Source organism: Chitinophaga sp. OAE865 (genome assembly GCF_040546735.1).
Classification (GTDB): Bacteria; Bacteroidota; Bacteroidia; order Chitinophagales; family Chitinophagaceae; genus Chitinophaga; species Chitinophaga polysaccharea_A.
Genome location: NZ_JBEPOF010000001.1, coordinates 7,444,081 through 7,466,499 on the forward strand (window position 1 = coordinate 7,444,081; position 22,419 = coordinate 7,466,499).

Sequence of the window (22,419 nt, forward strand, 5' to 3'; positions counted from 1 at the left end):
GGCCATCCACTATTTTTTTATTACATTAGCCGCTATCTAATCTAAAATAAACCGTTTATGAGAAAATGGCTGCTGCTGGCCTGCACCGCGCTGTTTATAATTCCGGCTGCCTGTAAGGCTGTTAACCAGGATTCACTCTGGATGTACGACCACTACACCAAAAAAGAAGTATACATTACCATGCGCGATGGGGTTAAGCTGTTTACTTCTATTTACCTGCCAAAAGACCAATCGGAGAAACATCCTATCCTGATGACGCGCACACCTTATTCCTGCGCACCTTATGGGGAAAACGCCTTCCGTCCGCTCTATAAAAATCATTATAAGGAATATCTGAAACAGGGCTACATCATGGTGATACAGGATGTAAGAGGTACCTGGATGAGCGAAGGCAAATTTGTAAACGTAAGACCATTTAATCCTGATAAAAAAGGGAAGAAAGATATTGACGAAGCCAGCGATACTTATGATACCATCGACTGGCTGGTGAAGAACCTTAAAGGTAACAACGGCAATGTAGGCATCTTCGGTATTTCCTATCCTGGCTTCTACTCCACTATGGGAGCGCTGAGCGGCCACCCTGCACTAAAAGCAGTAAGCCCCCAGGCGCCTGTTACAGATTGGTTTTTGGGAGATGATTTCCATCACAACGGTGCTTTTTTTATTGCAGACGCCTTTTCCTTTTACACGGTGTTTGATCACCCGCACCCCAAACCCACTACGGAAGGGCCTAAAGGTATCGACTATTACACCCATGACAATTACAAATATTACCTGGAAACCGGCGCGCTTCCGAACTTTGCCAAAATTATCGGCGACAGCGTTACCTTCTGGCATGAAATGTATGCACACCCTACGTACGACAGCTGGTGGAAAGCCCGCAACGTGCGTAACTTCCTGAACAATGTAAAACCTGCCATGCTGATAGTAGGCGGCGTATTTGATGCAGAAGATTGTTTTGGTGCATGGAATACCTACAAAGCCATTGAAACAAAAAGCCCGTCTACCAATAACCGTATCGTGATGGGGCCCTGGTACCATGGCCAGTGGGCTTCCAATGATGGCACCCATCTGGGTAATGTGCGCTTTGGCAGCAATACCGCTGAATACTACGCTCAAAATGTAGAAATTCCTTTCTTTAATTATTACCTCAAAGGCAAGGGCGCCGCACCCGATATCGCAGAAGCCACCATCTTCTTCACCGGCGAAAACAAATGGAAACAACTGCCCAAATGGCCTCCGGCAAATATGGAAGATGAACCCGTTTACTTACAGGAAAATGGTAAGCTATCGTTTACCAAACCGTCTGCTGCCAACAGTTTCAGCGAATATGTAAGCGACCCCGCCAAACCGGTTCCTTATACGGAAGACGTACATTTTGGCCGTACTATCAACTATATGACCGACGATCAGCGCTTTGCTGCACGCAGACCTGATGTGGCCGTATTTGAAAGCGAAGTGCTGGATAAAGATATCACCCTGGCAGGCCCCGTGGTAGCCGACCTGGTAGCCAGTACCAGCACCACTGATGCCGATTTTATCGTAAAAGTGATAGATGTATTCCCCGACGATTTCAAATACGAAGAAGATGCGCCAACCGAACACCGGCGGGTACCTTCATCTACTTACCCCATGGGAGGCTACCAGATGCTGGTACGGGGAGAGATCATGCGTGGCAAATTCCGCAACAGCTTTGAGAAACCGGAAGCGTTTGTTCCTAACCAGCCTTCTGAAGTAAAATTCACTATGCCGGATGTAGCGCATACGTTTCAGAAAGGACACCGCATTATGATCCAGGTACAAAGCAGCTGGTTCCCGCTCACAGACCGCAATCCGCAACAGTTCATGGACATTTACAAGGCTACTGATAAAGATTTCAAAAAGGCTACCATCCGCATTTATCATGATGCACAGCACCCGTCCAATGTAGTGCTGCCGGTAGTAAAATAATGATCCCCGGGATGATGCCGGCAGTGTGTCTTATTACCTTCCACAGAAAGTTCATAAGCTCACCTGTGAAATATTATATTGATTAACTTGCATCATCTTAAAAAAGCCTTATTTTAACTAACATTTCTGTCAATTATTGATTATGTACAAAAAATACCTGTTCATAGGAGCCCTGGGATTCATATCCTTACAAGGTTTCAGTCAGGCTAAACCTGCACCTAAGAAGCCCGTGGCCAAAACAGCCGTTAAAGCCCCGGTATTAAAGAACAAGCTGGATTCCGTGAGTTATGGAATTGGCGTAAGCATTGCAGAAAACCTGAAAGCACAGGGGCTGGAGAACATCAATCCTTCCCTGATGGCCAAGGCAGTGCAGGATGCGTTGAAGAACCAGCCATTAACAATGACAAAAGAACAATGTGATATGAGTATAAGTAATTATTTACAGCAACTGAAGGCAGATAAAGCTGCCAAAAACCGTGAAGCCGGGCTTAAATTCCTGGCGGAAAATAAAGTAAAACCCGGAGTGGTAACATTACCCGATGGGTTACAATACCAGATCCTGAAAGAAGGTAACGGGCCTAAACCCACAGCCGCAGATAAAGTAAAAACGCATTATCACGGTACTTTAATTGACGGTACAGTGTTCGATAGCTCTGTAGACAGGGGACAACCCATTTCCTTCCCTGTAGGCGGCGTTATCAAAGGCTGGACAGAAGCGCTGCAGTTAATGCCTGTGGGCTCCAAATGGCGCCTTTTCATCCCTTCTGAGCTGGCATACGGCGATCGTGGTGCAGGCCCTAAAATCGGACCAGGCGCAGCGCTGATCTTCGACGTGGAGCTGCTCGCGATTGAACAGTAGTGCTTGCGCCTTCGGCGCTGCGAATTTTGTCTTGGAACACTGATTACGCTGATTATAATGATTAGCTTGATTTTATTTTAGAATTTGAAAATAATAAAGGGAGATAAAAGCGAATATTGCTTCTATCTCCCTTTTATTTTATAACCACTTAAAAAAATATCAAGCTAATCATTATAATCAGCGTAATCAGTGTTCCAAGACAAAATTCGCAGCGCCGAAGGCGCCTACTTCGCTGAGAACACGCGCGGACGGCGTTGTTCCAGTAACAGGAAATCGGCCAGTACCATAGCGGTCACCGCTTCCAGCACTACAGGTACACGAAGTGCAATACAAAGATCATGACGGCCTTTTACACTGAAAGTTTCCACTTCCCCGCTTTTAATATTAAGGGTCTGCTGTTCTTTAGGCGTGCTCGATGTGGGCTTTACCGCGATACGGAATACCAGCGGGTTGCCGTTGGAAATACCTCCTACTACACCGCCTGCATGATTGGAAGCTGTTTTACCTGTTTTATCAATGATCGGATCATTATGCTCCAGTCCCTTCATTTTAGCGGCAGCAAAGCCAGCGCCAAATTCAATGCCCTTGATGGCAGGAATTGCAAATACAGCATGTGCCAATGCAGATTCCAATGAATCAAAGAAGGGCTCGCCCAACCCGATAGGCAACCCGTTCACTACACATTCCACGATGCCGCCTACTGAATCCTTAGCTGCAATAGCCGCTTCCAGACCAGCTTCAGGATCGGGATTACCACCTACTTCCGTAATGGTGGCATTTACCTGGATCTGTTCTCCCAGGATCTTTTTTGCTATTACACCGGCCGCTACCAGGTTAAGGGTAAGCCTGCCGCTGAAATGACCGCCACCACGGTAATCCTCAAAGCCGCCAAATTTTTCAGTAGCTACAAAATCGGCATGGCCCGGGCGCGGAAATTCACGCAGCTTCTCATAATCAGTGCTGCGGGTATTATTATTTTCAAAAAGAATAGTGACAGGCGCACCGGTGGTGAAGTCGTTAAAAACGCCCGATTTGATAAAAGGCAGGTCTTCCTCCTTTCGGGGCGTAGTGCCCCTGGAACCGCCTTTACGGCGTTCCAGGTCTGCCAGGAAATCTTCCTGTTTTAACGGGATACCTGCCGGTATACCATCTATATTTACGCCAACGCTGGCGCCATGTGATTCTCCAAAAACATTTACCCTGAATAATCTGCCAAAACTGTTCACACGCTGATGATTTAAAGTGAAATTATACGGTTACTGCCACCTTGCCGCCCAGCAATTCCAGGTGATCATAAAATTCCGGGTAGGATTTATTGATCGCTTCTGCATTGTCGATGATCACCGGGCCATCTGCTGTAAGCGCCGCCACAGCACAGGCCATAGCAATACGGTGGTCGTTATGTGAATGTACCTGGGCGCCTTTAATACCGGTGCCGCCATGTACCAGCATGATATCGCCTTCAAGGTCTATTTTAATACCCATCTTGCCAAATTCCGCCTGCAACGTTATGCCACGGTCGCTTTCTTTATGAGCCAGGCGGCTCACGCCTTTAATTTTCGTAGTGCCGTTACAGTTAGCCGCCAGCGCTACCAGCGGAGGGAACAGATCAGGACAATCGGTAGCATCTATTTCAAATGCATTCAATCCTCCCTTTTCTATATTTACGGTAAACACACCAGACATCAGGTGTGCGCCGGCTTTTTCCAATGCTTCGAGGATGGCTTTATCAGACTGGGCAGAAGAAGTGTTGAGATGCTGCACTTCTGCCTTACCCGCTACCGCCGCTGCTACCAGCAGGAATGCAGCGCCGCTCCAGTCGCCTTCCACCGTATAGTCGCAGGGGTTATATGCCTGCTTCTTTCCAAAATGGAATGTTTCAAAGTTCTTTTCTTCCACCTGAACGCCAAAGTGCGCCATCAGCTGAAGGGTTAACGCAATGTATGGTTTGCTCTTCAGATCCGTTACCGTAATGGTTACGTTTTCCGCCACAGCGCCGTATGCCATAAGCAAACCGGTGAGGAACTGTGAACTGAGAGAGCCATCGATAGTAATATCTTTTGGATGTAATGGCCCTTGGATATGAAGCGGTAATTTACCACCCTGGGTAGAACATTTTACATCCAGCTGCGGTAGTACTTCTTCGAAAAAATCCATAGGACGGGTGGTTAAGCTACCGTGTCCTTCTATGGTAATGGGCAGTGACGATAATGCTGCTATGGGCGTGAACATACGGATTCCCAAACCAGACTCGCCGCAGTTGATTTCATCATAAAACGGCGCCACACCATTGCTGGTGATTTCGAAATAGTCCGCTTCACGTTTGATTTTAGCGCCCAGGTTCTCGGCTACTTCCAGTGCTGCCAGGCAATCGTTGCTCAGGCCGGGGTTACGGATAATGCTCTTTCCCTTTGCCAGCAAAGCCGCTGCTACAGCGCGTTGCATGGCGCTTTTAGAAGGATTGGCCGTAACTGTGCCTTTAATGATGGCTGGTGATACAGTAACTTGCATATGTATATTTCGTCTGCCTTTAATTAATTAGAAAAAAATTTACAATTCCTGCAGCAACAACTTCAGTTCTGCAATGGGAATGGGCATAGTGGTTGCTTTCCCGATCTCTTCCAGCAATACAAAGTGTATTACATCCTTCTCTCTTTTTTTATCCAGTTTAAAGATGTCGAACACGGCATCCTTATCAGAGCTGAAGGCTACAGGCAACTGGTAGTCGCTGATCAGTTTTATCAGTCGTACCGTTTGATCTGCCGGCAGGTTCATCAGCTTCCCGGAAAAACGGGTAGCTGCTACCATTCCTATCGCCACCGCTTTTCCATGCGCTATATGTTCCAGCTTTTCCACTGCATGTCCAAGTGTGTGGCCAAAGTTGAGCCACCTGCGGGGCCCGTTCTCCAGCTCATCTTCCAGTACCACTTTGGTTTTGGCTGCCACTGATTTTTCCACCAGGTATTGCAGTACTTCCACATCCCGGGCCAGCGCTTTTTTCCTTGTTGTTTTCAAGATAATCAAACAGGGCCGCATCCATGATACAGGCATATTTGATGATCTCTGCAAAGCCGTTGTGCCACTCTTCTGCCGGCATAGTGAGCGGAAGAGCGTAATCGAAAAAGATAAACTCCGGCTGGCGGATAACGCCCAGCAGGTTTTTCTGCTTACCATGACTCACCCCGTTCTTTCCACCAATAGAGGCATCTACCTGTGCCAGTAAAGTAGTAGGTACAAAGCCAAAAGGAATTCCACGCATGTAAATGCTGGCTGCAAATCCCGCCACATCGGTGAGCATTCCGCCACCAATGCCTACCAGCATGGTTTTGCGGTCGGCTTCATAAGATATCAGGCCATCGATGATCTTTTCCACCGTTGCCATATTCTTTAATTCCTCCCCTGCGGGCACCACAATTTTTTTCCAGTTGTGCAGATGATGACCGTGATAGTATTCTACATTTTCATCTATTACCAGTACTGTTCTCTGACGGTTTACATGATTGCCCAACTCCATCAGGCTTGCACCTAAAAAATAGGTGGTTTCCTGCTGTTGGAACTGGTGGGTTTGTATTTGCATGAAGCGGTTCGCTTTTGCTGTTAGGAAAAACTACTGCCGGCTGTTGTTTGTACAAGCAGCCGGCGGCTGATGTATCTACTTATCTTCGTTCATTACTTTGTTCTGACGGTTGATGGATTCCAGGTGCACTGCATCGAAATATTTCACGATGAAGTCTTTGGTCAGGCCCAGTTTCTCACCTTTGGCAACAGCACGGTCCAGGATCTCATTCCAGCGGTTTGTTTGCAGGATGGTAATGTTATTTTCTTTCTTGTATACACCGATCTTTTCTGCAATTTTCATACGGTTGCCGAGCAGCAGCATAATTTCATCATCTACCTGGTTGATCTGTGCGCGCAGTTTCTCGAGTGCAGAGTTGAAATCTTTTTTATCAGAGTGCTCTCTTCTCCAGGTGATACCGTCGAGCAGTTCCGCCAGTTTTTCAGGTGTTACCTGCTGTTTGGCATCGCTCCATGCGTTGTCCGGATCAACATGTGTTTCCAGCATCAGGCCATCGTAATCGAGGTCAATTGCTTCCTGGGAAACTTCCTGCAGGATATCGCGGCGACCGGAGATATGCGAAGGATCGCAGATCATAGGCAGTTCAGGCATACGGCGTTTCAGCTCAATAGCCAGGTGCCACATCGGTGCATTACGGTATTGGGTATTGCCATAGCTGGAGAAGCCACGGTGAATCAAACCTACTTTATTGATACCTGCTTTCTGGATTCTTTCCACAGCACCAATCCACAATTCCAGGTCAGGATTGATAGGATTCTTAATTAAAACAGTAGTGTCCACACCTCTCAGTGCATCAGCAACTTCCTGTACAGAGAAAGGGTTTACGGTAGTACGTGCGCCCACCCACAGAATATCCACACCGAAATGCAGCGCATCTTCCACCTGTTTGGCAGTAGCTACTTCCACCGCCAGCGGCAGACCGGTGATTTCGCGGGCTTTCTGCAACCAGGCAAGACCTTTGGTACCAATGCCTTCAAAAGAACCGGGGCGGGTACGGGGTTTCCAGATACCGGCGCGTAACACGTCCACTTTACCTGTTTTCTGCAAGGCCAGCGCGGTGGCTAATACCTGTTCTTCGGTTTCTGCACTGCAGGGCCCGGAAATGATCAACGGCTTTTTATCGGAAGACGGATCGGAGAATTTGGTTTTAGATAAAATCTGTTCCATTGTCTGTACCATAGTATTGAAGTTAAGTAGATTATCAGAATTTAATTATTTCAGGATCTTCCTGATTTTATTGGATTTTTGAATCAATTTGTAAAAGGTGTCGTAGTCTTCATTCTCCAGCAATGTTTTCATTTGCTGTAACTGGCTGATATGTTCGTCCAGTACATCCAGCACATTGTTCCGGTTATGTTTGAAGATAGGCACCCACATATCAGGAGAGCTTTTCGCCAAACGCACAGTGGATTCAAAACCACCGCTCGCCAGTTCAAAGATGCGTCCTGACTCTTTTTCTTTTTTCAGCACTGTTAATGCCAGCGCGAAAGAAGTAATGTGGGAGATGTGCGACACATAAGCGGTGTGCAGGTCATGCTCTTCCGCATTCATGTATACAGTGCGCATCTGCAGCTGGTCTACCATATTTTCCACCAGTTCCAGGGCGTCCTCATCACTGTTCTTCACATCACAGAGCACCATTGTTTTATGTACGAAGAGGTTGCGTACAGCGGCATCCGGCCCGGAATACTCGGTGCCGGCCATCGGGTGGGCAGCCACAAAGCGTCCTCTGTTGGGATGACCGGCAACGAGTTGCAGTATTTTTTCTTTGGTAGAACCTACATCCATAATCACCTGGCCGGGGCGCGCCTTATCCATGATGCCGGGCAGTGCCTGTAATACCGCATCCACAGGGATGGCCAGTATCACCAGGCTGGAGCGCTTCATGGCATCTTCCAGGGTGGCTGCTTCATCAATGATGTTCAGCTCCAGCGCCCGCTGCAGATGCTCCTGGCGCTGATCCACTCCAATGATCCGCTCTGCCACACCCTTTTCTTTCAGCGTGATAGCGAGCGAGCCACCTATTAAACCTGTCCCTATTACTGTTGCAATCATTTTACGTTGGTTTTGATACGTTCTATCGCCTCCTGGAAAACCTTCTCATCCTGGCAAAGACTCACCCTGATATAGCCGTTACCGTTACTACCAAATATGCCCCCGGGAGTAATAAATACACGGGCTTTCTGCAGTATTTCATCAGTGAGCGTATAACCGTTTTCGTTAGTAGCAGGTATTTTCGCCCAAACGAACATACCTACCTGGTTCTTATCATAGGTGCAATGCAGCAGATCCAGCAGTTGGAATACTTTCTCCCTGCGCGCACGGTAAATTTTATTCAGATCATCGTACCAGTCTTTTCCCAGCTGCAGCGCCTTCACAGCGGCCATCTGCATAGGCTGGAACATACCGGAGTCCATATTGCTTTTAAAGCGCAGTACCTGTGCAATCCATTCTGCTTTACCCACCAGCATGCCTATACGCCATCCGGCCATATTGGACGATTTACTGAGGGAATTCAGTTCCAGCACCACATCCTTTGCACCTTCAAACTGCAACAAACTTTCGGGCTGCTCGTTCAGGATGAAGCTGTACGGATTATCATGGCAGATAAGAATGTTATGCTGTTTGGCAAAAGCGATAAGCTTTGCGGCAAACTCCCTGTTTACCTTTGCACCGGTAGGCATATGCGGATAGTTAACCCACATCAGCTTCACCTTGCTCAGGTCTTTTTGTGCCAGTGCATCCAGGTCGGGCAACCAGCTGTTTTCTTCCGTCAGATCATAATCAACAACGGTAGCCCCGCTCAGGTTCACTGCAGAACGGTAGGTAGGGTAGCCCGGGTTCGGGATCAGGGCCTCATCACCTTCCTGCAGGTAAGTCATACAGATATGCATAATCCCTTCCTTGGAACCTATCAGCGGCAATACTTCCGTATCAGGGTTCAGCGTTACATTATAATAGCGCTGGTACCAGTCAGCCATTGCTTTACGCAGGGCCGGAATACCTTTATATCCCTGGTAATTATGCGTATTGGGCAAAGCGGCATTTTCGTTCAATGCAGCCACCACTGAAGGATGAGGAGGCAGATCCGGGCTTCCGATACCAAGGTTGATCACCTTTGTGCCGGATTGGTTCATTTCCTCAATCTCCCTGAGCTTTTTGGAGAAGTAATATTCTTCCGTGCCTTGTAATCTTTTAGCAACCTGTATCTGCATAAACCTGATTAATGTGTTTTTCCTTTTTTATAAATACCCAGCACTTTCAGATGCTCTGTGAGCGGTTCTATTTTCGATAATGCTTTTTCAAAATGAGCGGCGTTATCAAATTCCATATCGGCGTGGAAGTAATAATTCCATTCTTTTGCGGGGATAGGAAACGACTGCAGCTTTGAAAGATTAATGCCGGCCACTGCAATCTGGGTAAGCACCTTAGCCAGGCTACCGCGGTCGTGGCTGGTTTGAAAATATACCGATGCTTTATTGGCATCTTCAGGAGTGTCTATAGGCGTACGTGATACCGCCAGGAAACGGGTATAGTTATTTTTATTGGTGTGAATATTAGGCGCCACGATATCCAGTTCAAAGATCTCTGCAGCGAGTTTACCTGCAATCGCGGCCGTGCTTTTCAGCTTCTTCTGCCTTACATGCCTGGCGCTGAGAGCTGTATCTTCTGTTTCCACCAGTTTAATATGCGGGTATTTTTCCAGGAAATCCATACACTGCAGCAGGGCCATAGGGTGGGAATGTACTTCCCGGATGTCTTCCAGCGTTTGCCCCGGTAAAACCATCAGGTGCTGGTTGATCTGCAGGTAAATTTCACCGGTAATATGCAGACCGGAGTTCTTAATAAGGCTATAATTGGGTAAAATGCTGCCGGCAATTGAGTTCTCAATGGCCATGATACCTGCATCCACATCGGGTTGCTGTTTGACTTTTTTAACCAGTTCTGCAAAGGAGGCACAGCATTCTATTTCAGTTTGCTTACCGAAATACCCCTGAGCAGCTACCTGGTGAAAAGATCCTTCAAACCCCTGTATGGCAATTTTCATGTGTATGTGATTGATTTTATTTTGTTATAGTTGCTGTAGCAACTAGCTATTAAAAACAGAAAGGGTCCCGATCCGGGACCCTTTGCGCTGTACTTTTTATATGTAAGTATATTATTGCAAACGGGTCCCCTGCTTCTTCGCATAAAAGAAGTAAGAGAAGTAATAAAAAAAGTAATTGCCTGAAACCGGCTGTAACATATGTTTATTTATTGTTGGCATCAGTTGGCTGCATGCCTGTTTTTGATATTAAAAAGGCCTTCCGGTTCCGGAAGGCCTTTTTGTAGTTCTTTTATCTTTTTACAAACGACCTCCCTATTCCTGGTACCAGAAATAATAAAAGCTAAAAAAGCCAAAAGAGGTTTGTTGTATCATATTATTATTTGTTACTCGTTTTGAGTGTAGGACAAAAATACGGCACGATTTTAATTATCCAAGGGGTATCATTGAAAAATATACTTTTTTCAATAATAAAGGTAAATTATTGAATAACTTTCAAAAAGTCGGAATTTCTTAAGCAAACGGGGCATAAAAAAACCGTCCAGGCCAAGCCTGAACGGTTAATTATAAAATTCTAAAGTCAGATTAGTGATGAGCAGCAGCTGAATCAACAGTTTTAGCAGCAGAATCAACAGTTGCTTTTGCAGCATCAGCTACAGAATCAACAGCAGAAGTAGCTACCTGAGCAGCTGAATCGATAGAAGCACCAGCAGCAGTAGCGGTAGAGTCAGTAGCAGTTTCAGTTTTTGCGCCACCGCAAGCAACTGCGAACAGACCGAAAGACAGAGCTAAGAAACCAATTTTGATTACGTTCTTCATGATACAATTATTTAAGTTGTTTTTGAATGATTTAACCTTTATACCGGGATCACCTAAAAGGTAACCCAAACTTTTAAAAATATTTTTTTTCGCTACTTTGGGTTACCAAATGCCTAATAACTGTATTAAGAGTGAAGCAAAATCAAGACATAACAAGAGACAGGGAATTATTGCTGGGACTGGCAAAAGGTGAGGATAAGTCATTGGAAATCATCTATTCAGAAAATTTTCCTGTGGTTTTACGGATGATTCTTCAGCATAATGGCTCGGAAGACGACGCAAAGGATGTATTCCAGGAGGCTGTTATAGTATTATATGAAAAGGTTCAAACCGGTGATTTTACTTTAAGCAGCAGGCTCAAAACCTTTCTTTATTCGGTTTGCCGCCATCTGTGGCTTAAAAAAGTACAGCGGACCTTCGGATTATATGCCTTAACACCTGAACTGGAAGAAGTGATCCCGGCTACGGAAGCACTGGAAGAGCATGAGGCAAGGGACCAGGAATTCAGGATCATGGAAGGAGCGATGAGCAATATCGGCCAGCCATGTCAAACCATCCTGGAAGATTATTATCTGCATAAAAGATCTATGCAGGAAATTGCGGAGAAGTTCGGATATACCAATGCAGAAAATGCAAAGAACCAGAAGTACAAGTGCCTGATGCGTTTGAAGAAGTTATTTTTTGATCAATACAACACATCATTATAAGCAGAAAGCAGCCATGAAAGAAGACATGACCTTATTACGTGAAATTGAGCGTTACCTGGAAGGGGAAATGAGCGAACAGGAAAAAACTGCTTTCGATACACTGCGTCATACCAATCCGCTGATAAATAAACAGGTAGAAGAACATCAGCTGTTCCTTCAGCACCTGGGCAATTACGGCAAACGTCAGCAATTACAGGCAAAGCTCAACCACATACATCACCAGCTGGATATGCCTAGCCTGCGCAAACAGGCCCAGGAAGAAAACCAGACTGCAAGAAGACTGACCATTCGCCGCAGGACCATTACCAATCTTGCTGCAGCCGCCTGTATCGCTTTGGTAACTTCATTGTCTACCATCGCGATTATACAGAACGTATCAAAAAACAAATCCACTGCACAATACGAGGATGTGAGAAGGGTGTTGAATAATATTCAACGCTCCCAGAATGCTCTTATCAATGATATGAACAGTAAGAGCAAGGCTCCGCTAAACCCGGGAACTTATGGTGGCACCGGTTTCGCAGTATCAGGCAACGGCTATATTGTTACCAATTATCATGTAGTGGCCGGCGCCGACTCCGTTTATGTGCAGAATAATAAAGGAGAAGCTTTTAAAGCCATCAGTATCTTTGAAGATATTTCCAGTGACCTGGCAGTACTGAAGATTGCAGATTCTTCTTTTAAAAGTCAGCCCCTGCCCTATGCTTTGAAACCACAAAGCGTAAAAATCGGCGAAGAAGTATTCACCATGGGCTTCCCCCGCGATGAAATTGTTTATGGCAAAGGTTATATCAGTGCCAAAACAGGTTTTAACGGAGATACAACTGCCTATCAGGTATCCATCCCCGTAAACCCCGGCAATAGCGGTGCCCCCCTGCTCGACAATAAGGGAGATGTAGTGGGAATAGTAACCGGCAAACAAACTACTTCGGATGGTATTGCCTTTGCAGTAAAATCGGCTCACCTCAAACACCTGCTGGATGAAATGCCGAAAGATAAGCAAACCCGGAGAGACTGGAACCACAAGAGCCGCCTGGAAGGTATGAACAGGGTAGATCAGATTAAGAAGCTGGAAGACTTTGTGTATATGGTGAAGGTGTATAATTGAAATATCAATCCTTAAAATAAAAGAGAGCGGGGTATAACAGTTGTTATACCCCGCTCTTTTTTTATGCCTGCCTGGTTACTTCTTCATCCAGGCTTTATACTTATCAGTGATCCAGTAAAGCAGATCGTTGTTATTGATAGTACGCATAGTATTATAATCGGGGTAATTATCCCGCATAAATAACTGGAGTGAATCCCCTTTAAGTCCCGTTACCCGGCTTACCAAAATGGGCGTAAAGCGGGAATCGATGAACTTTTCTTTTTCCATCTTCTCGTAGTTCTCCTTAAACTGCCGTTTCTGTTTTTCTCTTTTGGAGAATCGGGTAATAGGGCTGAACACGATACCGGCCCCCTCCGGTGTGCTGCCACCAGCCAGCGGCTTGTTGGGATTATCAAGGATATAACCGTATTGGTGGCGCCTTTCCATGGAATCTATCTGGTATGGAGTATATTCAGACGTGATTTCTACTCCTTTCAGGAACTTCCCCGCCGGTTCCATCACTATGTTAATGGTTTGGGTACCGGACGACTGGGTAACGATCACCGTATCCGGCTTGTATCCCACAAAGGTAACCATGAGCCGATCGTTGCGGGAAGCGGTTATCCTGTAATAACCACCCTGGTCGGAAAGCGAGCGCTTCCCCGAGTTGAGGTTACTTACTGTTGCGTAGGGCAGCACCAGCCTGTTACTGTCCGAAATCATCCCGGTAACTGTTACCTGTGCCTGTACCTTAGGAGCAAATGCCATACTGAATATACAGCCTAGTGCTATGATGCGCATGAAAACCTTCATATAGAATATAATAATTTAAACAGCTGAATCCCTTTCACTTCCTCACAAACAGATCAGTATAGACATTGTTCATCTACCCTAACAAGGTACAAATTAAAGAAAATGCCACGGTGTTAAAAAAAACAAAAATCCTTCTGCCGGAGCAGAAGGATCACTGTATTTAAATTCCAGGTTATCCAATCAGGCAGACTTCAGTAAATCGATCACTTCCTCCCGGCTTTTGCCCAGCTTCTGCTGCAGCTTTCCGATCAGCTTATCTTCCTGTCCTTCTTCATATAACAGGTCGTCGTCTGTCAGATCGGCGTATTGCTGTTTCAGCGTACCTTTTAACTCATTCCATTTTCCTTTGATCTCTAACTTGTCCATAATCTCTCAATTTATATGGTGATATAATCGGGTTACTATGGAACTGAAGAGCCAAAGAATATGCCATCGCCGGGCCCAGTTATAAAGATACCTGGATACGGGTGGTAAAAATCCTGCTTTCACCGGCAGCCAGCTGAACCAGTCCAATCCCGTTGTTAAAGGCATCCGGGGCGCCGCTGAGGTTCTCAACTGCTATGCTGGTACGGTGTGGTGGTATATAAATCTGGAGGATAGGGTAACTGTTCTCAGGATAGAAAGCAATGTTGATATTTTTCTTCGGATCGTGGATCGTGGCCAGCGGTTGTGGCTTTGTGAGATCCAATACAAAGGAATTATCCAGCTCCACTCCTTTCAGCAGCTTGCCGGCAACAAATTCAGTATATGGCAATACTTTTCCTGTAGGCAGTAATTTTTCATTGAACTCCACTATTTCTTTGGATGCAAAAGTTAATACCAGCTCATCTGCCGGGGTACCGGTGCTGAAGTACGGATGCCATCCATCCATTACGGGAATAGTAACGCCGCTCTGGTTTACAAGAGTGGTGCTCAGCTGCAGCTCATTAGCAGCGCGGAGGGTGAAGGTAGCTATACAATCGTACGCAAAAGGATACCCCGCATCATCTGTTTCCCTGAAATGATGGGTAAGGGTTACAGATGCCTGCTGGTCATCTGCCTGTTGCGCTGTCACTGTGAAAGGAACATCGTATAACAGGCCATGGATAGCATTTCCGGGCGCCAGTGTTTTCCGGATGCTGTAAGATTTGCCCTCCCAGGTATACTGCGCATCTTTCATGCGGCATGCATACGGGCTTAGCTTTACGCTTTTAAAGCTGGTACGCAGATTGGCTTCCAGGTCGTTAAGATCCTTATAGCTATCTATCAGGTTCAGGGCTCCTGTTGAATGTTTTACTTTGAAAGCATGCAGCAATGCGCCGAAAGAAGGTATTATTTCCACCTGCGTTCCTGTTTCCAGATCCTGGAGCGCAATGATATCAAATCCTGCCTCTTGAAAAGAATGGATGCCAAATTTCATTGTTCATAATTTTGGAAGAAAATATAAAACATTTTGGGATTTTGCCCTGTGATTATTTGACAACAGCTGTTTGTTGTTAACTTATAACTCACTGGCAAAATCCCGTATAGCATTTTAAATGCTTGCATTGATCAGGTTTTCCAGCCACTCCTGTTTGCCGCTGGTTTGCTTTGGTTCTCCATTTGCAGCTGCAAAATTGCGGAGGTCTTCCAGCGTTAGTTTGCCTGCTTCAAATTCCTGTCCCTTGCCGCTATCAAAAGAAGCATAGCGATCCTGGCGGAATTTTTTATACGGGGTGGCAGTAAGCACCTTTTCTGCAATGATAGCAGCTCTTGCAAAAGTGTCGATACCGCCGATGTGTGCGTGGAAGATGTCTTCCAGGTCGGTGGAATTACGACGGGTTTTTGCATCGAAGTTGACCCCGCCGCCGGCAAATCCGCCAGCTTCAAGGATCACGAGCATGCTTTCAATGAGATCATTAAGGTTAGTGGGAAACTGGTCGGTGTCCCAGCCATTCTGCGCGTCTCCGCGGTTGGCATCAATGCTGCCCAGCATACCTGCATCTGCCGCTACCTGCAGCTCGTGCTGGAAGGTATGGCCTGCCAGTGTAGCGTGATTCACTTCAAGGTTCAGTTTAAAATCCTTATCGAGCCCAAACTGGCGGAGGAAGCCGATCACCGTAGCTGCGTCGTAGTCGTACTGGTGCTTGGTAGGTTCGCAGGGTTTTGGCTCTATAAAGAACGTTCCTTTGAAACCCTGTGCCCGTGCATAATCGCGGGCCATGCCCAGGAAACGGCCCAGGTGTTCCTGTTCGCGTTTCATGTTGGTATTGAGCAGGGTCATGTAGCCTTCACGGCCACCCCAGAACACGTAGTTTTCGCCGCCTAATGCAATGGTGGCATCCAGTGAGTTTTTCACCTGTGCACCGGCATAAGCCAGTACAGCAAAGTCGGGGTTAGTAGCTGCACCGTTCATGTAGCGTGGATTACTGAAAACGTTTGCAGTTCCCCATAACAGTTTAACACCACTGGCCTGTTGTTTCTGTTTGGCATAGGCAACGATCTGCTGCATACGGCTTTCGTATTCTGCCACGTTAGCGCCTTCATCTACCAGGTCTACATCATGGAAGCAGTAGTAAGGGAGGCCCATTTTGGTGATGAACTCAAAAGCCGCGTCCATTTTGTCCTTAGCACTCTGGTTGGCATCCCGGGAGCTAAGCCAGGGAAACTGTTTGGTACCGGGTCCGAAGGGATCACCGCCGGTTCCGCAGAAGGTATGCCAGTAGGATACGGCAAAACGGAACAGTTCTTTCATGGATTTGCCAGCAATGAGGCGGTTCTCATCATACCATTTGTATGCCAGCGGGTTATCGGACTGTGGTCCTTCGAACTGTATTTTCCCGATTCCTTTGAAATACTCGTTGTTTCCTAATGTAATACTCATAACTGATGTGATTTTTTTAATGCTGGATCTGCGTTAGTGCAGCAGGGTATTCAGTCCGTTCAGCCAGTTGCCGTAAACATCCCGGTATTGGGATTGCAGCGCTGCATCGGGCTCAATTACAGCAAGGCATTCCATACCCCTGAAAGCATCGGCAGCACTTACGTAACCGGCTCCGATGGCTGCTCCGCGGGCGGCGCCCTGCGCTCCGTCTGTATTATACAATTCTATCACTACATTGGCGGTGTTGGCAAAAGCCTCCCGGAACAAGGGACTGAGGAACATATTCGCGTGCCCTGCCCTTACACGGTGAATATTAAGATCCATTCCCACCATGATATCCATCCCATAGTTAAGACCAAACACAATTCCTTCCTGCACCGCGCGCATAATGTGAGCGCGGCTGTGGCGGTTAAAATCGAGATTACGGAGGGTGGCTCCCAGGCTCCTGTTTTCCAGGATGCGCTCAGCGCCATTGCCAAAAGGAAATACCTGCAGACCTTTGGCGCCAACAGGCGCCTGTTGGGCAAGGGTATTCATTTCCGGGTAAGTGATATCCCCTACCAGGTTCTTGAGCCAGCTATTGGCGATACCGGTACCATTAAGGCACATGAGCACCCCGTTTCTCGTATGTGCGTGATCGTTATTTACGTGTACAAAGGTATTGACCCTGCTCTGCCGGTCGAAACTGTTCTTGTCATGAACCGCATATACCACACCCGAAGTGCCCGCTGTGGTAGCGGCTTCGCCGGGTTGCAGCACATTGAGGGAGAAAGCGTTGTTAGGCTGGTCGCCGGCGCGGTAGGTAACCGGAGTGCCAGGCGCCAGTTTCAGCGTGGCGGCTGCTGCCGCAGTGAGCTGCCCCTGGATGCCGAACGTAGGTACGATGGCAGACAACAGTTGTTCATCTATCTGGTAATATTCCAGTAACGCTTTTGAAACCGCATTTGCTTCAAAATCCCAGAAAGTGCCTTCTGATAAACCGGAGATGGTAGTACAGGCTTCACCGGTTAATTTCATGGCAATGAAATCGCCGGGCAGCATTACTTTATGAATACGTTCATAAATATGCGGTTCATTTTCCTGTATCCAGCGGAGTTTGGATGCGGTGAAGTTACCGGGGGAATTGAGCAGGTGCTCGAGGCAATATTGTTCTCCCAGCGCTTTAAAAGCGGTATTGCCGGTATTAACAGCGCGACTGTCGCACCAGATAATAGCAGGCCGCAGCACCTGTTGTTGTTTATCCACACATACCAGCCCGTGCATCTGGTAGGCAATGCCTATTCCCTTGATCTGGGCAGGATCAACGCGATAGCGCTGTAAAAGGATTTCCGTAGCATGGATGATCTCTTTCCACCAGCTTTCGGGATCCTGCTCAGCCCAGTCGGGCTGTGGTACATCAATGGCCATTTCTTTTTCCGGACAGGTGGCGCTGGCTACGCAAACGCCGGTATCGGCATTCAGCAGCGCCGCCTTGATAGATGATGACCCAATATCATATCCTATAAAGTACATAACGTGAAAGAATTAGCGGTCTGAAAAAGTACCGGATATTTTAAGACAAAAAACTGCCCTAAAATATCCGGATACTGAAATTATAAAATGAACTGATTACCAGAATACAGTATACAATGCGATGAGGATGCCCACGATCAGCAAGGCGCCTACTGTAAAGCCCAGGTTGGGCTTAAACATGCTGCTGTCGATAGCCAGTCCTTTCGGATTGTTCACGCTGCGTTTATCCGCCAGCGTAATAATGATCATACCTATCACACACACTACAAACACTAATCCCATACGGTCAATGAAGGCCATTTCCCACAAACCGCTGTCGGGGTTCAGTGCGGCAAAGCCAAACTGGTGCAGCGGCTCCAGGTTTACCCATGCCGGCATAAACTTCAGGACAAAGGAAAGGAGCAGGCCGCCGATCATTGCAAACATGGCTGCACTGGAGGTAGTCCGTTTCCAGAAAAACCCGAGGGCAAACATGGCAAATACACCGGGAGAAACAAAGCCGGTATATTCCTGGATAAACTGGAAGCCTCCTTTTTTATCGATACCGAGGAAGTTGGAGATCACAATGGCAATGATCATGGTAATAATTACCACTGCACGGCCCACGCCTACGATCTTCTTTTCATCGGCAGTTTTGTTATATATCTTCTTATAAATATCCAGGGAATAAATGGTAGAGATACTGTTCGCCTTACCTGCCAGGGAAGCTACCACTGCGGCTGTTAAAGCGGCAAATGCCAGTCCTTTTAAACCAATGGGCAGGAGATTGAGCAACACGGGATAGGCATTATCCGCGTTGAGGGAACCGCCTTTCATCATGGATTGGGCAAAGTCGCCATGGTTCTGGGAATACAGCACATAAGCCGCAATACCCGGCAATACCACTATCACAGGCATCAGCAGTTTGAGGAAACCGGCGAACAGTAATCCCTGGCGGGCTGTTTTCAGATCCGCTCCCAGTGCGCGTTGTGTGATATATTGGTTACATCCCCAGTAGTTCAGGTTTACGATCCACATACCACCAATTAATACGCTCAGGCCCGGCAGATCGAGATACTTCGGATTTTCTTTATGAAGGATCATATGGAAATGTTCACTGGCATGTTGCGTCATCAGGGAGAAACCTTTTAATACTCCTTTTTCTCCAAAATGCTCAGATACCAGCTGCAATGCCAGGTAAGTAGTTGCCAGTCCGCCGAGGATAAGGAAGAACACCTGTATTACATCCGTGTATCCAATCACCTTCATCCCTCCCAGTGTAATAAGGATGGCAAAAAAGGCGAGTGCCACCATACACACATAGAAGTTAATACCGGAGATCGTGGAAACAGCCAGCGCACCGAGATAAAGAATTGAAGTGAGATTTACCACCACGTATAACAGCAGCCAGAAAACCGCCATAATAGTACTTACTGTCTGGTTATACCTGCGTTCCAGGAACTGGGGCATGGTATAGATCTTATTCTTCAGGTAAATAGGCAGGAAAAATACCGCTACTACAATGAGTGTGGCCGCCGCCATCCACTCGTAGGTAGAAATAGCCAACCCTATATTAAACCCGTTCCCTGACATACCGATAAACTGCTCTGCAGAAATATTGGAAGCAATAAGAGAGGCCCCGATAGCCCACCAGGTAAGGGAACCTTCTGCCAGGAAAAAGTCTTTGGAGTCTGTTGTGACCTTTTTCTTTTTCTGATAGATATAGTAACCATAACCAGCCACTATTACGAAATATACCAGGAATACCAGGTAATCAAAGATGTGTAAGGATTTTGTTTGCATATACGTTCAAAACGTGGTTATAAAAAATTTAGCGAATCAATATACATAATAAATGTAAAAAATACGCTTACAATTGTTTTTTTTAACGGGAAATATAAAAAACCACAAGGGCGGCCCTCATTTTACGGGTGATAAAACTATACATTTAATTTACTCTTCATAGTGCATTTATGTAAAAAGAAACAATTGATACCCTTTACTTTCACAAAAGGCACCCGTGAACGCATAAAATACCTTCCAGATTGATTTCCTTTCCTTTAGGGGGTGGGAGTTGTCAACTGAATGCCTGATAGCGTGGAAATAAAAAATAAATATAGAACACAGAAAATCGGGAAGCAAGTTTTTCCACCCAAGCGGGAAAAAAACATTTCAGCAGGGTTATGATGCTCAGGATTCCAGTGCCATACGTGCGATGTTATCCCCGATTATGGAACCGATGGCCACTCCCATCCCTCCCATACGGACGCCAATGATCACATTTTTCGTATGTACTTTTACGATAGGCTGCCTGGTTTTGCCAAAGGCCATAATGCCGGTCCACCTGTCGGCCACGGTCACCTCCCGGCCAGGCAGTATTACCTTATGCAGCAATTCTTCCAGCTGGTGCTGGATGTTGTCGTTGAAACGGAAATCAGTGGAGGTTTCCCCGGCAAAGTCGAGCTGGCGGCCACCACCCAGCAACACCCTGCCGTCCAGCTCCCTGAAATAGTAATATCCCTCCTCCATGTGGAAAACTCCTTTAAAAGGAAGATCCTTCACAGGTGAAGTAATAAGTACCTGTCCCCTGCCGGGCACCACTTCCTCTTCCGGGAGCAGGCGGCGGGTAAAGGCATTAGTGCAGAGGAGTACTTTACGGGCGGCGAAGGCCATGTCTTCCTGCAGGGTTTGATGCGGCACTATAACGTTTACCCCTGTATGAAAATCGTCTATTGCCTTTACGGTGCACCCGGTTTTAATTTCCACTCCTTTTAATATGGCGGCATCAATGAGGGCGCGCATCATTTTGCCGGTATGCAGCTCCCCTTCAAAATTATTGCTGATCAAAGCTTTTACATAACCGGGGGCAAAGCCAAAAGCAGGGAGGCGCTCGTTAGCCAGGGTGAAAGCCGGTTTTCCTTCAAAGAGCTCTCCGAGCAGGCGGTTCACTTCCGGGAGCTGGTCCAGGGCCCATTCTTCACGGGCGCCAATCAGTTCATGGCTGCCGTTTTCCCGATAATTAATAACGTCATCGCCCAGGCGGCTGCGCAGCAGGCGAAGGCCACGCAGGCGAAGAGCTACCAGGTTCTTCACTGCTTCTGCAGGCATGGTTTGCAGATCGGTAAGGATTTCGGTCATACTCCCGATGCAGGCAAAACCGGCGTTCTTGGTACTGGCGCCGGTGGGTAAAATGTCTCTTTCCAATACCAGTACCCTGCTGCCGGGCGCCAGTTCTTTCAGGCTGATGGCAGCCGATAAACCAACAATACCGCTGCCAACAATAATGTAGTCGTATTGCAGCAGGCTTTCCTTCTCCCAAAAACTTAACATAGAGCTATTATTTATACAGCGCCTACAGATCCGCCATCTACCCTGAAAACTGCACCCGTGATAAAGGAAGCATGATCCGAAGCCAGGAATGCCACCAGGCTGCCGGTTTCCTCCGGTGTACCAGGACGGCCCAATACCTGGTAAGGGCGGTTCTCTTTAAGAAATACCCTGGCAGCTTCGGCAATTGAAATATTTTTTTCTTTGGAGATGCCTTCCAGCATTTCATCTACCAGCGGTGTTTTGATAAATGCCGGGGAAACGGTGTTCACAAGGATATTATCCTTCCCGTAATTCTGCGATAGTGTTTTGGAATAATTGTTCAGCGCCGCTTTGGTGGCATTATAATGTCCCATATTGGGATCCGGCTGCTCGGCATTTTCAGAAGATATATTGATGATCCTGCCGCCGCCCTGCTCTTTCATATGAGGGATCACCAATTGGGTGAGCGCTACCAGGCCAAAGAAATTAACGTCAAATACCTGGCGCCACTGTGCCATGCTGATGGTATCCAGTGGACCGAAAGCGTCTATACCGCCGGCATTGTTAACCAGGATATCGATATGGCCCAGCTGCTGCACCGTGGTGTTAACCAGCCGCTGCAGGTCGGCCTCCTTCGTCATATCAGCTACTACCGCCACTACATCCAGTCCCTGCAGGCGGAACATGGCTGCAGTATCTTCCAGCTCATCCGCATTACGGGCGGTGATCACTACGGTAACGCCTTCCTGCAGTAAAGAGGCGGCAATACCCTTGCCGATTCCTTTACTGCCACCGGTAACAATGGCTACTTTGCCTTTTAAATGAAGCTCCATGATCTTGCTATTTTATATCAAAAATAAAAATCAGCTGTCTGCCTATTGCTGTATAAGTTATTGAAAAAACAGTAAAAAGAATTGTTT

General features: G+C 46.9%; 21 protein-coding genes. 4 read left to right on the forward strand and 17 right to left on the reverse strand.

The features are described from left to right. Positions 1 to 57: 57 nt before the first annotated feature. Both ABIE50_RS29610 and bamJ read left to right on the forward strand, forming a co-directional pair. Positions 58 to 1,950 carry a CocE/NonD family hydrolase gene (locus ABIE50_RS29610; protein ID WP_209862376.1) on the forward strand — a complete coding sequence of 631 codons (1,893 nt, stop codon included), beginning with the start codon at positions 58 to 60 and terminating at the stop codon, positions 1,948 to 1,950. A gap of 142 nt (positions 1,951 to 2,092) precedes the next feature. Then, positions 2,093 to 2,809 (forward strand): BamJ family beta-barrel-assembly machinery protein, encoded by a 717-nt coding sequence (gene bamJ, locus ABIE50_RS29615; RefSeq protein ID WP_209862379.1) that lies wholly within the window; start codon positions 2,093 to 2,095, stop codon positions 2,807 to 2,809. A 224-nt stretch (positions 2,810 to 3,033) separates the two neighbouring features. On the opposite strand, the gene ABIE50_RS29620 is transcribed toward bamJ, so the two are convergent. From ABIE50_RS29620 to ABIE50_RS29660, 9 genes are all read right to left on the reverse strand, one after another. Continuing rightward, the gene (locus ABIE50_RS29620; RefSeq protein ID WP_209862380.1) at positions 3,034 to 4,035 is read right to left on the reverse strand and encodes a chorismate synthase; all 1,002 of its coding nucleotides are present in this window, start codon (positions 4,033 to 4,035) and stop codon (positions 3,034 to 3,036) included. A 22-nt stretch (positions 4,036 to 4,057) separates the two neighbouring features. Then, positions 4,058 to 5,320, reverse strand: a complete 1,263-nt coding sequence (gene aroA, locus ABIE50_RS29625; protein WP_209862383.1) for a 3-phosphoshikimate 1-carboxyvinyltransferase — start codon at positions 5,318 to 5,320, stop codon at positions 4,058 to 4,060. A gap of 39 nt (positions 5,321 to 5,359) precedes the next feature. Further along, positions 5,360 to 5,788, reverse strand: a complete 429-nt coding sequence (locus tag ABIE50_RS29630) for a 3-dehydroquinate synthase family protein (protein ID WP_354028234.1) — start codon at positions 5,786 to 5,788, stop codon at positions 5,360 to 5,362. Then, positions 5,721 to 6,386 carry a 3-dehydroquinate synthase gene (locus ABIE50_RS29635; RefSeq protein ID WP_354028235.1) on the reverse strand — a complete coding sequence of 222 codons (666 nt, stop codon included), beginning with the start codon at positions 6,384 to 6,386 and terminating at the stop codon, positions 5,721 to 5,723. The genes ABIE50_RS29630 and ABIE50_RS29635 overlap by 68 nt, the downstream gene beginning before the upstream one ends. 75 nt (positions 6,387 to 6,461) lie before the next feature. Further along, the gene (locus tag ABIE50_RS29640; RefSeq protein WP_245752741.1) at positions 6,462 to 7,565 is read right to left on the reverse strand and encodes a chorismate mutase; all 1,104 of its coding nucleotides are present in this window, start codon (positions 7,563 to 7,565) and stop codon (positions 6,462 to 6,464) included. Positions 7,566 to 7,598: 33 nt separating this feature from the next. Beyond that, on the reverse strand, positions 7,599 to 8,441 hold the full coding sequence (locus ABIE50_RS29645; protein WP_209862388.1) for a prephenate dehydrogenase: 843 nt from the start codon (positions 8,439 to 8,441) through the stop codon (positions 7,599 to 7,601). Continuing rightward, complete coding sequence (locus ABIE50_RS29650) at positions 8,438 to 9,601, reverse strand: pyridoxal phosphate-dependent aminotransferase (protein WP_209862390.1); 1,164 nt, start codon at positions 9,599 to 9,601, stop codon at positions 8,438 to 8,440. Before ABIE50_RS29650 ends, ABIE50_RS29645 begins: the two co-directional genes overlap by 4 nt. Positions 9,602 to 9,609: 8 nt before the next feature. Continuing rightward, positions 9,610 to 10,434: a prephenate dehydratase gene (locus tag ABIE50_RS29655; protein WP_142686252.1), complete on the reverse strand. Its 825-nt coding sequence runs from the start codon at positions 10,432 to 10,434 to the stop codon at positions 9,610 to 9,612. A 582-nt stretch (positions 10,435 to 11,016) separates the two neighbouring features. Then, positions 11,017 to 11,250, reverse strand: coding sequence for a hypothetical protein (locus ABIE50_RS29660; RefSeq protein WP_142686251.1), 234 nt, complete (start codon positions 11,248 to 11,250; stop codon positions 11,017 to 11,019). A gap of 131 nt (positions 11,251 to 11,381) precedes the next feature. Between ABIE50_RS29660 and ABIE50_RS29665 the strand changes: the two genes are divergently transcribed. After that, positions 11,382 to 11,957 (forward strand): RNA polymerase sigma factor, encoded by a 576-nt coding sequence (locus tag ABIE50_RS29665; protein ID WP_142686250.1) that lies wholly within the window; start codon positions 11,382 to 11,384, stop codon positions 11,955 to 11,957. Further along, the gene (locus ABIE50_RS29670) at positions 11,932 to 13,065 is read left to right on the forward strand and encodes a S1C family serine protease (RefSeq protein ID WP_209862392.1); all 1,134 of its coding nucleotides are present in this window, start codon (positions 11,932 to 11,934) and stop codon (positions 13,063 to 13,065) included. Before ABIE50_RS29665 ends, ABIE50_RS29670 begins: the two co-directional genes overlap by 26 nt. Before the next feature lie 75 nt (positions 13,066 to 13,140). On the opposite strand, the gene ABIE50_RS29675 is transcribed toward ABIE50_RS29670, so the two are convergent. From ABIE50_RS29675 to ABIE50_RS29710, 8 genes are all read right to left on the reverse strand, one after another. Beyond that, positions 13,141 to 13,857, reverse strand: a complete 717-nt coding sequence (locus ABIE50_RS29675; RefSeq protein ID WP_209862395.1) for a carboxypeptidase-like regulatory domain-containing protein — start codon at positions 13,855 to 13,857, stop codon at positions 13,141 to 13,143. Positions 13,858 to 14,037: 180 nt separating this feature from the next. Then, complete coding sequence (locus ABIE50_RS29680; protein ID WP_142686245.1) at positions 14,038 to 14,223, reverse strand: CsbD family protein; 186 nt, start codon at positions 14,221 to 14,223, stop codon at positions 14,038 to 14,040. A gap of 79 nt (positions 14,224 to 14,302) precedes the next feature. Then, complete coding sequence (locus tag ABIE50_RS29685; protein ID WP_209862398.1) at positions 14,303 to 15,256, reverse strand: aldose 1-epimerase; 954 nt, start codon at positions 15,254 to 15,256, stop codon at positions 14,303 to 14,305. A 114-nt stretch (positions 15,257 to 15,370) separates the two neighbouring features. Beyond that, a complete protein-coding gene (xylA, locus tag ABIE50_RS29690) occupies positions 15,371 to 16,699 on the reverse strand; it encodes a xylose isomerase (RefSeq protein WP_142686243.1) in 1,329 nt (442 codons plus the stop codon). Between the two features lie 33 nt (positions 16,700 to 16,732). Continuing rightward, a complete protein-coding gene (locus tag ABIE50_RS29695) occupies positions 16,733 to 18,211 on the reverse strand; it encodes a xylulokinase (protein WP_209862401.1) in 1,479 nt (492 codons plus the stop codon). A 96-nt stretch (positions 18,212 to 18,307) separates the two neighbouring features. Beyond that, positions 18,308 to 19,993 (reverse strand): sodium/sugar symporter, encoded by a 1,686-nt coding sequence (locus ABIE50_RS29700; protein WP_209862403.1) that lies wholly within the window; start codon positions 19,991 to 19,993, stop codon positions 18,308 to 18,310. Positions 19,994 to 20,380: 387 nt separating this feature from the next. Continuing rightward, positions 20,381 to 21,520: an NAD(P)/FAD-dependent oxidoreductase gene (locus ABIE50_RS29705; RefSeq protein WP_209862404.1), complete on the reverse strand. Its 1,140-nt coding sequence runs from the start codon at positions 21,518 to 21,520 to the stop codon at positions 20,381 to 20,383. Positions 21,521 to 21,531: 11 nt separating this feature from the next. After that, complete coding sequence (locus ABIE50_RS29710; protein WP_209862406.1) at positions 21,532 to 22,332, reverse strand: SDR family NAD(P)-dependent oxidoreductase; 801 nt, start codon at positions 22,330 to 22,332, stop codon at positions 21,532 to 21,534. Between the last annotated feature and the right edge of the window lie 87 nt (positions 22,333 to 22,419).

Excerpts from the sequence above, each read along its gene's own strand:
- ABIE50_RS29610 (WP_209862376.1), top strand. The coding sequence starts at position 58 with ATGAGAAAATGGCTGCTGCTGGCCTGCACCGCGCTGTTTATAATTCCG.
- bamJ (WP_209862379.1), top strand. The coding sequence starts at position 2,093 with ATGTACAAAAAATACCTGTTCATAGGAGCCCTGGGATTCATATCCTTA.
- aroA (WP_209862383.1), bottom strand. The coding sequence starts at position 5,320 with ATGCAAGTTACTGTATCACCAGCCATCATTAAAGGCACAGTTACGGCC.
- ABIE50_RS29635 (WP_354028235.1), bottom strand. The coding sequence starts at position 6,386 with ATGCAAATACAAACCCACCAGTTCCAACAGCAGGAAACCACCTATTTT.
- ABIE50_RS29640 (WP_245752741.1), bottom strand. The coding sequence starts at position 7,565 with ATGGTACAGACAATGGAACAGATTTTATCTAAAACCAAATTCTCCGAT.
- ABIE50_RS29645 (WP_209862388.1), bottom strand. The coding sequence starts at position 8,441 with ATGATTGCAACAGTAATAGGGACAGGTTTAATAGGTGGCTCGCTCGCT.
- ABIE50_RS29650 (WP_209862390.1), bottom strand. The coding sequence starts at position 9,601 with ATGCAGATACAGGTTGCTAAAAGATTACAAGGCACGGAAGAATATTAC.
- ABIE50_RS29655 (WP_142686252.1), bottom strand. The coding sequence starts at position 10,434 with ATGAAAATTGCCATACAGGGGTTTGAAGGATCTTTTCACCAGGTAGCT.
- ABIE50_RS29660 (WP_142686251.1), bottom strand. The coding sequence starts at position 11,250 with ATGAAGAACGTAATCAAAATTGGTTTCTTAGCTCTGTCTTTCGGTCTG.
- ABIE50_RS29675 (WP_209862395.1), bottom strand. The coding sequence starts at position 13,857 with ATGAAGGTTTTCATGCGCATCATAGCACTAGGCTGTATATTCAGTATG.
- ABIE50_RS29680 (WP_142686245.1), bottom strand. The coding sequence starts at position 14,223 with ATGGACAAGTTAGAGATCAAAGGAAAATGGAATGAGTTAAAAGGTACG.
- ABIE50_RS29685 (WP_209862398.1), bottom strand. The coding sequence starts at position 15,256 with ATGAAATTTGGCATCCATTCTTTTCAAGAGGCAGGATTTGATATCATT.
- xylA (WP_142686243.1), bottom strand. The coding sequence starts at position 16,699 with ATGAGTATTACATTAGGAAACAACGAGTATTTCAAAGGAATCGGGAAA.
- ABIE50_RS29695 (WP_209862401.1), bottom strand. The coding sequence starts at position 18,211 with ATGTACTTTATAGGATATGATATTGGGTCATCATCTATCAAGGCGGCG.
- ABIE50_RS29700 (WP_209862403.1), bottom strand. The coding sequence starts at position 19,993 with ATGCAAACAAAATCCTTACACATCTTTGATTACCTGGTATTCCTGGTA.
- ABIE50_RS29705 (WP_209862404.1), bottom strand. The coding sequence starts at position 21,520 with ATGTTAAGTTTTTGGGAGAAGGAAAGCCTGCTGCAATACGACTACATT.
- ABIE50_RS29710 (WP_209862406.1), bottom strand. The coding sequence starts at position 22,332 with ATGGAGCTTCATTTAAAAGGCAAAGTAGCCATTGTTACCGGTGGCAGT.